At 53.6% G+C, this 12746-nt stretch carries 11 protein-coding genes; 5 read left to right on the forward strand and 6 right to left on the reverse strand.

Annotated features, from left to right (window positions below):
• Position 1: 1 nt before the first annotated feature.
• From B5F75_RS06405 to B5F75_RS06420, 4 genes are read left to right on the forward strand one after another with little or no spacing between them, the layout of a single operon-like run.
• Positions 2–973: an ROK family protein gene (locus B5F75_RS06405; RefSeq protein WP_087289133.1), complete on the forward strand. Its 972-nt coding sequence runs from the start codon at positions 2–4 to the stop codon at positions 971–973.
• Positions 970–3174 (forward strand): LPS export ABC transporter periplasmic protein LptC, encoded by a 2205-nt coding sequence (gene lptC, locus B5F75_RS06410; protein ID WP_087289135.1) that lies wholly within the window; start codon positions 970–972, stop codon positions 3172–3174. The genes B5F75_RS06405 and lptC overlap by 4 nt, the downstream gene beginning before the upstream one ends.
• Positions 3175–3185: 11 nt before the next feature.
• On the forward strand, positions 3186–3755 hold the full coding sequence (locus B5F75_RS06415; RefSeq protein WP_087289137.1) for a thymidine kinase: 570 nt from the start codon (positions 3186–3188) through the stop codon (positions 3753–3755).
• A gap of 35 nt (positions 3756–3790) precedes the next feature.
• Positions 3791–4609: an RDD family protein gene (locus tag B5F75_RS06420; protein WP_087289139.1), complete on the forward strand. Its 819-nt coding sequence runs from the start codon at positions 3791–3793 to the stop codon at positions 4607–4609.
• Positions 4610–4705: 96 nt separating this feature from the next.
• Here the strand turns inward: B5F75_RS06420 and B5F75_RS06425 are convergent, their stop codons facing one another.
• The 4 genes from B5F75_RS06425 to gatB all read right to left on the reverse strand — a co-directional run bounded on the left by B5F75_RS06425 (position 4706) and on the right by gatB (position 8922).
• Positions 4706–6001: a DUF5050 domain-containing protein gene (locus B5F75_RS06425; RefSeq protein WP_087289141.1), complete on the reverse strand. Its 1296-nt coding sequence runs from the start codon at positions 5999–6001 to the stop codon at positions 4706–4708.
• Positions 6002–6034: 33 nt separating this feature from the next.
• On the reverse strand, positions 6035–6724 hold the full coding sequence (locus tag B5F75_RS06430) for a tetratricopeptide repeat protein (protein WP_087289143.1): 690 nt from the start codon (positions 6722–6724) through the stop codon (positions 6035–6037).
• A 32-nt stretch (positions 6725–6756) separates the two neighbouring features.
• Positions 6757–7266, reverse strand: a complete 510-nt coding sequence (locus B5F75_RS06435) for an OmpA family protein (RefSeq protein WP_087289145.1) — start codon at positions 7264–7266, stop codon at positions 6757–6759.
• 210 nt (positions 7267–7476) lie between these two features.
• Positions 7477–8922, reverse strand: a complete 1446-nt coding sequence (gatB, locus tag B5F75_RS06440; RefSeq protein ID WP_087289147.1) for an Asp-tRNA(Asn)/Glu-tRNA(Gln) amidotransferase subunit GatB — start codon at positions 8920–8922, stop codon at positions 7477–7479.
• Between the two features lie 34 nt (positions 8923–8956).
• On the opposite strand from gatB, the gene B5F75_RS06445 reads away from it, so the two are divergent.
• Positions 8957–10474, forward strand: a complete 1518-nt coding sequence (locus tag B5F75_RS06445; protein ID WP_087289149.1) for a lipid II flippase MurJ — start codon at positions 8957–8959, stop codon at positions 10472–10474.
• On the opposite strand, the gene B5F75_RS06450 is transcribed toward B5F75_RS06445, so the two are convergent.
• Complete coding sequence (locus B5F75_RS06450) at positions 10471–11676, reverse strand: glycosyltransferase family 9 protein (RefSeq protein WP_143351271.1); 1206 nt, start codon at positions 11674–11676, stop codon at positions 10471–10473. The two genes, B5F75_RS06445 and B5F75_RS06450, sit on opposite strands and share 4 nt — an antisense overlap.
• The gene (locus tag B5F75_RS06455; RefSeq protein WP_087289153.1) at positions 11655–12737 is read right to left on the reverse strand and encodes a glycosyltransferase family 4 protein; all 1083 of its coding nucleotides are present in this window, start codon (positions 12735–12737) and stop codon (positions 11655–11657) included. Before B5F75_RS06455 ends, B5F75_RS06450 begins: the two co-directional genes overlap by 22 nt.
• Positions 12738–12746: the final 9 nt, after the last annotated feature.

The following is a 12746-nucleotide window of genomic DNA, read 5'->3' on the forward strand; positions in this document are numbered from 1 at the left end:
TATGATCGGCGTAGGCGTAGACATTGGCGGAACCTTTGTAAAACTGTTTGTGATGAACGAACACGGGGAAATTTTCCGCAAAGAAAAAATAGAAACCGATTATTCCAAAGGGGCCAAAGGATTTATTACGCAAATTGGCGATTATATAAACGCCATTCAAAAAGAATTTCAAGACCAGCAGGTTGCCGTAGCGGTAGGCGCCCCCGGCGACGTAGACAACCAAAAAGGGGTGCTGCGCTATAACCCCAATTTAAAATTTAAAGACATCGCCAACTGGCCGCTTGCCCAGCTGCTCTACAAACACACCGGCATTATGCCCTGCGTCGCCAACGACGCCACCCTGGCCGCTTGGGGCGTGTACGAAGCCGATTTAAAACACCAAGGCACCAACATTTTGGTGGTTACCTTGGGTACGGGCGTAGGCGGCGGGCTGATTTTAAATAAAGAACTCTACCAAGGATCCAACGGCACCGCCGGCGAAATCGGGCATACCAAAATTGCCGATACCGCAACCGGCCCCCTGTGCGGCTGCGGGGCAAGGGGATGTTTGGAAGCGTTTGTGGGTACCATCGGCATCAAACGGCGGGTGCTGGAAGCCGTAACCGATTACCCCGATTCCATTTTGGCCCAACTGGTGGCGGCGGAAAAAGATTTTAAGATAGAAATCGTCTCCCGCGCGGCCGAAAAGGGGTGCAAAACGGCCCTGAAAGTGTGGGAAGATACCGGCCACTACTTAGGCATCGGCCTGGCCAATTTTACCTTGGTGCTGGATATAGACACCATTGTGCTGACCGGCGGCGTGTCCGGCGCGGCGCCGTATTTTCTGCCCGCCGTCAAACGCGTGTTGGCGGCCCAGCAAATTCAAACGCCGTTTAAACGGCTTAAGATTTTAGTTTCCCAAAACCCGAATATCGGCGGAGTAGGCGCTGCCATGTACGCCATCTACCGCGCGAAAAAAGATACACTTAAATGAAATCCGCTTCCTTCTTTTGCTTATGCGCTTTTTTGCTCTCCGCCGCGCCTGTATTGGCGGCGGACAATGTCCTTCCTAAACCGGATGACCCGGCCTTTGTCTTTTTTACGTCCGACAAAGCCACCGCCGAGCCGGATAACAAAAAAGTAACCCTGGAGGGAAACGTAACCGTCATTCAAAAAACAAAAGACGGCAAAACCCGCACCGTAACGGGCGAAAGCATTACGGTAGACCAATTAAACACGCAAATTTCTTCCGTCGGCCCGATGACCGTCCAAGACAGCCAGGGCAATGTGCTGAAAGGAAACAACGTTTCCGTCAACTACACCACCAAAGATTTTACGGCCGAAGACATCAGCACCGAATACCCTCCCCTCCGGGTGCTCTCGGCCAAGGAAATTTCCTCCATTACCCAAAAACAAACGCTTAAAGACGCTACGCTGACGTGCTGCGACATTCCTGACCCGCATTATACGCTTTCCGTGGGCAAGCTGACCGTTTCCCCCCAAAAGCGCGTCTTCGGCACCAACGCCGTACTGCGGCTGGACGGATTTCCGGTGTTTTACCTGCCGGTATTTTGGCGGTCGCTGGCGTCTCAAAAACCGTGGACGACTTACGTGGATTTTACGCAAAGCAACAAAACCGGTTTCGGCATTTTAACCTCCACCGTGTTTCAGCCGGTGCTTAATTTGCGCCCGAAATTAAACTTAGATTACTACACCAAATCCGGCTTCGGCTTTGGCGGCGGCCTGACGGCGGTTACCTCCCCCACCTTGCGCGGAAGCGGCGAGTTCTATTTTATTCACGACCTGGCCGATAACGACGACACCCGCAAACTGACCGACAAAAACCGCTGGGGCGTACAGGGCGGCTATTGGTGGGAAATGTACGACTCGTCCGACCACTTTAACAACCCGGACGGCGCCCTCTATCAATTTCAAACCCAATTCCGCATGGTTTCCGATCCGTACTTTTATGATACTTTCTTCCGCGGCAACCCTTATATTTTTATGCCGGATCAGGAAACGAACTTCTCCGTTTCGCGCCAAACCCGCCGCTCCACGCTGCGCGTCAGCTACCAGCAAAAAGATATTTACGCGTGGAATAAGCACGAATTTATGGCCGAGCAGCGCACCTTGCCGGAAATTAAATTTATGCTCCTTCCGTTTAATGACCCGCTGTTTAAAACGGCTAACCGCTTGGAAGTGGATTTTGACAATACTTCCCGCATTCAATATCAAAACGGACGCCCCAACGAAGAAGGCCCCTACCAGCGCCAAGCGCATGCCAAGTGGACGACGGAAAAATCGTTCCGCCTCAGCCGCGCGTTTACCTTCACTCCTTCCGTCTTTTACGATCAGACCGTTACCTTTGCCGATTCCCAATACAAAAACGGGCAGGATGCCTGGGTGGCCCGCGTGGGGACGGATGTCAACCTGCAAACGCATTCCTTTTTGGGCACCACGGATTTCGGCTACCAGTTTACCAAACGCCTCTCTACGGGTACGTTGTCTTCCGACCAACTGTCGCCCGACAAAGGCATTGAACTCAACCGCCTCTACCTCAACAATTACTACCGCCCTACTTTTAACACCTACGTCCGCTTCGGCACCGGGTTTGACTTGTCCGATTACGCCTACAGTTTAAAGGACGGCTTCGGCTACGAGCAGGGGTGGAAACATTTAAAATCCCGCATTGAACCGTTCTTATTGGAATGGGGCTACAAGTCGCCCAACGGCAAGTTCAACTTCTTCGTGCAAGACCAATACGACTTGGAAGAAAAGAACGTCAGCTTTATCGCCCAGTCTCACTTCTTCTACAAGCACCACATCATCGGGCTGGGATTTAACAATTTTGCCGATTATACCGACCCCGGCTCCCGCTACCGCACCTATTCCGACCAATACACCCTGACCACCACCTGGGGCATTCGCCCCACGGGCGCCAAGTGGTTTATGGATTTGGGGATAGACGCCGTATTGGAGCCGCACAGCCTGGTGGGCTTTAATAAAATGTTCCGCTTCTCCTACACGTTACACGATGCGCAGGCCGAATTTACCATCCGCGACCGCAACGACAACCTGTCGTTTGCGTTTCGCATCAACATTCTGTGCGGCGGAAACAAGCGGATCAAAGGGCAAATTCCCGAAGATACGTACTGGTACCCGTGGAGAAGCCAAGGCGATTTGAGAGATATGTAAAAGGAGCTTGTATGGCAAACCCGCTTATTTACCACAAACAAGGTTGGATAGAAGTTATCTGCGGATGTATGTTTTCGGGGAAAACCGAAGAACTCATCCGCCGCGTACGCACGGCCCTGATTGCCAAGCAAAAAGTACAGTTGTTTAATTCCAAAATAGACACCCGCTACGGCATAGACAGCATCATCAGCCACAACCAAAACAAAGTAGCCGCCACCTGCGTGAAGAAATCGGATGAAATTTTACCGCTGGTGGAAAAAGACACCCAAGTCATTGCCATTGATGAAATCAACTTTTTTGATATGGGCATCGTATCCGTCTGCGAAAAACTGGCCAACGCCGGCAAGCGCGTTATTGTGGCCGGGCTGGATACGGACTACCGGGCCGAACCGTTTGAAGTAACGGCCGCACTTTTGGCCAAAGCCGAATACGTAACCAAAAACTTGGCCGTCTGCACCAAATGCGGCAACCCCGCCAGTTTTACGCAGCGCACCAGCAAGGACAAAAAACGCATCGTAGTAGGCACTACGGACGCCTACCAGGCCCGTTGCCGCCGCTGCTATAAAAAACCGCGCAAATAAGCTTTTAGGCTCATTAATTGACTAAGGAGAATGATATGAATACTACACCGTATGCAGGTTTTTGGAGACGCGCCATCGCTTTTGTGCTGGATTCCGTTTTGGCAGCACTGCCGGCGGCGATTCTGTGTCTGCCGCTTTTGCTGTGGCAGGCCACGCAAGTTCAACCGGGCAATTTAGACGGCCATTTTATCGCCGTGGTGCTGATTTATTTTGCCTGGCAAGCCTTGGCGGTAGTCTGCCTGTGGCTGTATTTTGCAGGCTTTGAAAGCAGTGCCAAGCAAGCCACTTGGGGCAAACGGCTGATGAAAATTAAAGTCGTGGGCAAACAAGGCCAACGCATCAGTTTTGCCCGGGCCAGCGGCCGCTTCTTTGCGAAAATTTTGTCTTATGTAACGCTCTATGTGGGCTTTTTTATGGCGGGGCTTACCAACCGCAAACGCGCCCTGCACGATTACGTGGCGGAAACGTATGTCGTCCGGCAGGATTTTCAGCCTGAAGACGCACTGCCCGATACGCCTTCCCACCCGTGGTGGCTGGGCTTTATTATCGTCGTCTTCGCGTTGTTTTTTGCCTTTATGTTAGTGTTGGGCATCGCCGCCGAACAGCCCGGCGCCCGGGCCAACCAGGTGGCTTTCCAACTGCAGACCTTGGCCGAAAATGACGCCTTAGACTACGGCTCGCTGGAAGCGGGCGATATCGTATTTTCGCATTTTACCGGCGGCTACCGGGCCGTATTTACAGATAACGACGGGCAAGAGTATTCCCTCTTTTTGCCGCAAGCCGGCGAAACCGTCTGCTGTGAAAGCTACCCCGGCGTAAATTGCGCCGATATCGGCTTTGACGAATGTGAATAGCCTTTGCCAGCTTACCCAAAACCCCCGGCCGCATGGCCGGGGGTTTTCTGTTGTAAAAATAAAAACGGGCGGAAATTCCGCCCGTTTGCATCTTTATTAAAAGCTCCAATGCGGGGTAAAGGAATCCCCCTTCAAGTCCGCCAACAGGTGCGGGGCGCTGCCGTCCATATCCATCATATACAGCTGGCGCTTGCCGTTGCGGGTGGTAGTAAAGGCGATAAATCTTCCGTCCGGCGACCAGGTGGGATCTTCGTTGGAGCCGGCGTCTGTCGTCAACCGGCGGATTTGCGTCCCCGTTAAATCCACCAGAAAAATATCCATCGGGTGATACGGCGATTCCCGGCCGGTAAACACAATCCATTCCCCGGTGGGAGACCATTGCGGACTGTCCGACCAGTTAAACGTTTTGGTCAGCGGGCGGGTGTCCCCGGTGGCCAGTTCCATGACGTAAATTTGCGGGTTTCCGGCGCGGTTAGACACAAAGGTAATGTACTTGCCGTCCGGAGAATACGACGGCGAACCGTCCACCGACGCTTTATTGGTAATGCGCCGTTTTTCGTGCGTTTCCAAGTTATAAATGTAAATGCTGGGGTTGGTGCCGCCCGAGCTGGTAAAAGCCAGCGCCTTTCCGTCCGGCGATACGCCGCCGATCAGCGACAGGCCGCCGCGGATAATAATGGGGGCAATTTTCCCCGCGCGCAGGTCAATGGCGAAAATATCCGGGTTTTTGTATTTGTACGTGGTGTAGAAAATCTTTCCGTCTTTAGACCAGCGGGGCAAAATGGAAATGCTTTTGTCGTTGGTCAGTTTTTGTAAATTTTCGCCGTCATAATCCACCACATAAATTTCTTTGTGGCGGGTGGCATTGTTGGCAAAGGCGATTTTCGTATCGGCAATGCCGCGCTTGCCGGTTAAGGCCGAAACGATTTGATCCGACGCAATATGCGCCAAGCGCCGCAGGCTGCTTTCCGTCCCTTTAAACGCCTTGGCGAAAACCGCCGTGCGGGTGGAAAGGTCATACACGTAAATTTTGATGGTATAGTAGGGGGCCGCGTACGAAATATCGCCGGCCAATAAATAGCTGGCACGCAGCTGGGCCCACTGCGAAAGCGTCTGGCTGACGTTTTGCGGATCAAACGCCGGGCCCTGTTCGGTTACGTCAAAATAGCGCGCAAACAGCAAGTCCGCCCGCATCACGTCATGCACTTGCACGGCGGCGGCTTGGGCTTTATTGTCCGCAAAGCGGAAGGGCGGCATGGCAATGGCAGGCAGCTTGCGGTCGCCCACCGACGTAATGCCGATGTACACATCCGTTTGAGGCCGCGCGGCAAACGCCGAAACAGCCGTCAACACAACAGCCAATACTGTAAAAAAAGAGAAAATTTTTTTCATGCAACGCTCATTCCGCACGGCGGGAAAAGCCTGTTATTTGATTTTGGCCAATTCCGCTTTGGCGGTTTGCGCTTCGGGCGAAGAAGGAAACTCCTGCACGACGGAAGACAAATAGCGCTTGGCCTCATCGTTTTTACCCAGCGGCACAATACTCAAGGCGTATTTCACGCGTGCGGCAGGAATAAATTTGCTTTTGGGAAATTTTTGCAGCAAGGTGGCATAGGCAATGGCCCCCTGCTTGGTTTGCCCGGCGGCGATGTAGGCATCGCCCATATACATATAGGCCTGCTCCACATTTTCGCTGTCGGGGTATTTGGAAACGTACAATTTAAATCCCATCGCGGCCGGTTCGTAGGCACCTTTGTCCAAATGGCTTTTGGACTCGGCAAATAAATCCGAAGGCAACAGAGCCGCCGGCTGGGCGCCTTCCGCCGCACCGCCGGAAGCGGGGCGGACGGTGGCTGTTAAATCGTCCAACTTGGCAGACAGTTTGAAAATTTGCGCGTCCACCTGCGAAAGGTTTTCGTTGGAGACGGACAAATTGCGGTTCAGCTCGTCCATTTTGCTGGCCAGCTCTGCCTGGTTGGCCTGCATTTGCACGATGGTGGAGTTCAACTCCTGCAGCTGCAGTTTAAGCGTGCTCATATCGCGCTCGCTGGCAATGCAGCCGGACAACAGAAAGCCCGAACCTGCCATAAAAAGAAGTTTGGTAACGTTTTTCATAGAGATTCGGGCTCCTTTTAGCAAAACATCAATTAGTTGACTTTCAGCAAGGTATCAGCTCTGCGGTTTTTGGCCCAGCAGGACTGAGTGGCTTCGTAGCAAACCGGTTTTTCTTCACCGTAAGAAACGGTGGTGATGTTCGCGGCCGGAATGCCGAGGCGCACATAGTAAGCCTTTACTTCGTCAGCTCTTTTTTGGCCCAGCGCAATGTTGTAAGCGATGGTGCCTCTATCGTCGCAGTTGCCTTCGACGGTAACTTTGTAAGAAGCAACAGCGCCGGCGGATTTAATGGCCTGTACGTTGGCTTCCACGATTTTGCGGGCTTCGGCGGACAGATTGTATTTGTCCAAAGCAAAGTGCACCACACCGAGGGATACTTCCTGGGCGGGAACTTCTTCCGTAACCGTGGTTTCTTCCAACACCATTTCCGTGCCGGTACCGGCGGTCAGGTCGGCGTTGGCGTCATCTTTCACGTTCTTTTTGCAGGCGGTCAAGCCGGCGGCCAAAGCCAAAACCAAAACTACTCTGAGTAAGTTTTTCATTTCTTTCTCCGTTATAGATTTTTACTTCTACACATAAATGATAGCAGACTTTGTGCCACCGGGTCAATGTATTGCCCTGCTGCCAAAAGGCTTAAATTTATGTGTATTTTATTGTAACCTATTTTGAGCTTTTTGGGTATCTTTTATTTAAGTTAGGAACTGCCCGCAAAAAAGCCGGCCCGCAGGCCGGCTTTTAGGACATCTAAACGATTAGGACAGCAGCTTCGTAAGCAACTGGCTGATAAGCCGCGGGTTGGCTTTGCCCTTGCTCATTTTCATAACCGCCCCCACCAACGGGCCTACGGCGGCCTTGTTGCCGGCCTTAAAATCGGCCACGGCTTTGGGGTTGGCGGCAATAGCGGCTTGGGCCCATTCTTCCAGCTGGCCTTCGTCGCTTACCTGCACCATGCCGCGTTTTTCCACCACGGCGGCCGGGGCTTCGCCGGTTTTCCAAATTTCGTCAAACACTTCCCGTGCCTGTTTGCGGTTAATTTTGCCGCTCTCGGTCATTTCCAACAGCTCCGCCAAGCGGGCCGCGGGGATGGGAGAATCCTGGATTTCCTTTTTCTCCGCATTTAACATGCCGAGCAAATCCGTCTGAATCCAGTTGGAAGCGGTTTTTAAAGACACCTTGCCGCTTTTGGTCACTTCTTCAAAATAGTCCGCAATTTCGCGCGAACTCGTCAGCACGCCCGCATCATACGCCGAAAGGCCCGCCTTCATAAACCGCGCTTCTTTGGCGGCCGGCAGTTCCGGCATGCGGGATTTAACGCCTTCCAGCCACGATTTTTCCAACACCACCGGCGGCAGATCCGGCTCCGGGAAATAGCGGTAGTCCAGTGCGTCTTCTTTAGAGCGCATGGGTTTGGTAACCAATTCTTCTTTATCCCACAGGCGCGTTTCCTGTTTTACCTGTCCGCCCGCATTTAAAATTTCGGTCTGGCGGTTGATTTCATAGTTCAGCGCGTCGCGCACCGCTTTAAACGAGTTTAAGTTTTTGATTTCCGCGCGCGTACCGAATTTTTCCTGTCCTTTGGGACGCAGGGAAATGTTCACATCCACGCGCAGTTCGCCTTTTTCCATATCGCAGTTGGACGCGCCCACCCAGCGCATCAGGCGTTTAATTTCGGTTAAATAGGCATAGGCTTCGTCGGGAGAGCGTAAATCCGGCATGGACACGATTTCCAACAACGGGCATCCGGCGCGGTTAAAATCAATCAGCGAATACGTCCCTTCGTGGGACGATTTGCTGGCGTCTTCTTCCAAGTGGGCGTGATGAATGCCGATCCGCTTTTTTTGCAAATGGTCTTTGGGGCCGAACGTAATTTCAATAAACCCGGCTCCGTTGATTGGTTCGTCATACTGGGTAATTTGGTAGCCTTTGGGCAAATCCGGATAAAAATAGTGTTTGCGCGAGAAGGAGGAGTATTCATTGGTTTTGCAGTTCATACTCAGGCCCGCGCGCACGGCAAGCTCCAGGGCGCCTTCCGTCAGCACCGGCAGTACGCCGGGGTGTCCCGTGCAAACGGGGCAAATGGCCGTATTGGGTTTTGTATCCTCGCCCACGCCGTTGGGGCAGGAACAAAACAGTTTGGTTTTGCTGGCGAGCTGGACGTGTATCTCCAGCCCGATAACAGGTTCAAATTCAGTGTTCACGATATTCTTCTCCTAAATTATTATAATATCAAATATGGTTCATCTTTTTAAGCCCACCTCCTATACAGCCGGGGCCGCGCTGGCGGTAGGCGCCACCTTGGCGTGGAAGCTGGTGTCCTTTGCCAATGCGCTCTTAATCGCGCTTTATTTTGGCGCGGGACGCACGACGGACGTGTATTTTTACCTCCTGATGGTAATGGGCTTTGGCGTTACGTTTTTGCAGCGGATGAACGCCGCCGTGATTATTCCGGAAGCCATGGCGCAGGAAGCCCGTGCGCCCGGGGCCGGGCGGCCGCTGTTAAACAGCTTTTTATATTTTTATATTCTCCTCTTGCTGCTCCTGGGTGCGGCCGGGTTTCTGGCGCCGGTGGGGCTGGCCCGTTTATTTTCCCGCTTTGACGCCCCTCAGCTGCTCGCGAACCAGTTGCTCATCACACTTTGTTTTGTGTTGTTTGGCCTGCAGCTGCTGACGGCGTATTTGACGGCCGTGCTGGAAATGTACCGCCGGTTTGCTTCCGCCCTTTTAACGCCGCTAAACGCGCTGTTGCCGCTGGTTTTTTTAATCGCGTGCGGGCGGACGGCGGGAATTATCAGCATGGTGTACGGCTTTTTGACGGCGAATTTGGTGCAGATAGCGGTGTTTGGGTGGATGATGAGAAAGGAACTGAAGTGGAATTTCCGCCCGGCCCGAGTGCAGTGGCAAAAACACCTGACCAAAAATTTAGCCAGCAACCAACTTATTGAACTGGCCAATATCGTCAGCAGTGTGCTGCCGCTGTATTTGCTAAGCGGCCTTTCGGCGGGGCTCGTCAGCGCGTTAAACTACGCTAGACAGCTCTCCGACTCGCCGACCGAAATCTTTACTTTCCGCGTGGCCAACGTTTCCAAAATCCAGCTGACCGAAGACGCTTCCGCCCGGGCGGAAGCGAAACTAAACGCGGATTTTCTGTCCACCCAGCATTTTTTGCTTTTTGTGCTGACGCCCCTGGCCGTATTTACCGCCTTCTTCGCGCCGGAAATTGTTACGCTGTTTTTTAAGCGGGGGAACTTTTCCGCCGCGGACGTGCAAAACGCCGCCGCGTTTTTGCGGCCGTTAATGGGCGTGATGTGGTTTTTGGCCATTGTTTCCATGCAGAACAATGTGGTTGCCGCCGGCAGAAAAGTAAAAGAAAGCCTGCCGTATGCGCTTAGCTGTATTGGACTGTTTATTCTGTTGGTTCCGTTTACGATGAACCGATGGGGCGCGTTTGCGTTTCCCTACACGCAGGTGGGGTGCAATGTAGTCAGCTTATGGATTAATTACCGCTTGTTTAAAACGCATTTTCCGCAAATACGGTATATGCAGTCGCTGCGGGATGCGGGGCGGGTGCTGGCGGTGAACTTGCTTGCCTTGCTGCCGGCGGCGCTGTGCGGTTTTTACCTGGCGGGAAGCGGCGTACTGGCAACGTTGCTGGCAAGCGGAATCGTCTTTTTGGCGGGCGTATTTTTCTTATCGGTTAAGAGCGGCGAATGGCAGGCCTTTGCAAAACATTTTGCAGGCTCCCTTTCTTAATGCGGCAAAATCCGCCGCAAGGCCGCCAATACCGCTTGCGCGGTAATGCGTTCCACACACGGTGCGGGCTCGTGCCCAAGCGGGCAGCGCTTCATCCAATCCGGCGTGATCCACATACATCCGCCGCAGGGGCCGCAATCCAGATTTTCGTTTTTGGCATATCCTAAAAAATGGGCAGAGGACGGGCCGAACAACACCACACTGCGCACCGGCAAAAACTGCGCCAAATGCACTAGGCCGCTTTCCGTATCCAGGTGGGCCAGCGCACCGGCTAACAGAGAGGGCAGCTCCGCCACGGCGGTTTTGCCCACCAGGCACACGTCCGCCTCTTCATACACCGGGCTGTTGCGGCCGCCCAGCTGCACTAACTTAATTTGCGGAAATTCTTTTTTAAACAACCGAAAAAATTCACACCACCGCACCGCCGGCCACGCCCGCGTCGGGCGCACATGCGCCATCACCTGCGCTTCGCTGGTGCCGTCGTGAAACGTAATATATTTTACGCCTTCCAGCCCCCATTTTCGGCGGGGTTCTGCGTCCGTTTGGAGCTGTTCCTGCGCGTCGTGCGGAAGTTCCACGCCGCCCGTATACGAAAGCAGTTCAAACCGCCGGGCGCCTTGTTCATACAGCCACCGCCCCAATACGCCTTCGGTTAAAAAGACATCGTCCAATAAACTGCCCAGCGATTTTTGCGCTTCTTCGGCCCGCCGGACGACCTCCCCAAAACGCGGCGCCAGGCATTCTATCCGCTCCGGCGTAACCTGCAAAAATTTAACGGCCATACACGCCTGCAGAGCCAAGTCATAATCAAACGGCGAAAAATCGTCCTTTTCCAAAATGCGCGTGTTTTTATCCGCCCCAAACAGCATTTTCGCCACGCCGGGCAAAGGGGCATAAATGTCAAACCGGGCCTGCGGCAGGAAAAAACGGTAGGCCGTTACCAGCCGCTTGGCGCAGGCCGCATCCCCCAAGCCTCCGGGCAGCCAAAAAAGCACCCGCAAAGAATCCGTTTCCGCGGGCGTTTTTTTACGGCGAAGACGCCACTTAAGCGTGTTTAAAAATTTCTTTTTCCAACGGCTCCACGCAAACGCCCCCCGCACCAGGCGGCTGTCCCGCCCGCGCCAATCCAGCAGCTGCTGCCATTCGGCAATGCGTTGTTGTACGTCCGGATCCTGCCAGTTCATTTGACGGCTTCCTTGCATAACGTTTCGTATGCATCCAAGTATTTATGAAGCGAAAAGCGTTTGGTAATTTCGCGGGCTTTTTCGCCGAATTGACGGCGAAGCGCCTCGTCTTTCATCAACTCCGCCATTTTGGCGGCCAAGCGGTCTGTATAGTTTTGCTTGACCAAAAATCCGTCCACGCCGTCGCGCACGATGACGTCCGGCCCGGTGCAGTTAAAACTTACCACCGGCAGCCCAAACGACATGGCTTCCAGCAGCACCATCGGGAAACCTTCCGCCCGGGAGGACATCGCATACAAATCCACATGGCGGTACACGGCGTCCAAATTTTTGACCGGTGCCACGAACTGCACGCAGTACTGCACATCCAGCGTATCGGCCAAGCCTTTCAGTTCGGCTTCTTCCGGCCCGGCGCCGATAATGCACAGCCGCCAATCGGGAAAATCTTCACAAATCCGCCGCCACGCTTCCAGCAGGCGGTCAAACCCTTTTTGCTTGGCCAGCCGTCCTACGGCCAGCACATATTTTTTGCCTTCTTGCAAGAAATCCGGCCGCGGCTCAAAATTCTTTTGCGGCGGCAAGGCGGGGTTGTAAATAACCGCCGGCTTCCAGCGCGGGTGGTAAAGCGCAATAAACTTGCGGTCGCGCTCGGAAAGAACCGTTACGCGAAACGCTTTTCCCAATAAGAAATTACGCAAAATTTTCCATTTTAAAGAGTAGGCCAAGTGGCGCACGTCCAAGTGGTCGGCATAAATATACGGAATGCGCAACAGCCAGCACGCGGCCAAGACGCTAACCGTCATAAAACTGACGACCACTTCCGGCCGGGTGGCCCGCACGGCCCGCGTCAGCTTCCACAAGCGGGGAATCCCTCCCCAAAAACCGGCTTTTTTAAAGGTGGGCAAGCTGATATTCACGCGGCGCACGCCGTCCGGCACCGAATAGAAATCAGGCACGGAATCATCCAGCGTCAGCAGCGTTACTTCGTGCCCGCGCGCGGCTAAGCCCCCGCACAGGTACGTCATCACGCGTTCTGCTCCGCCGCCGCCCAAAGTGCCGATTACGCACGTAATTCGCATGTGGCTTCC

The organism is Elusimicrobium sp. An273 (assembly GCF_002159705.1).
GTDB lineage: Bacteria > Elusimicrobiota > Elusimicrobia > Elusimicrobiales > Elusimicrobiaceae > Avelusimicrobium > Avelusimicrobium gallicola.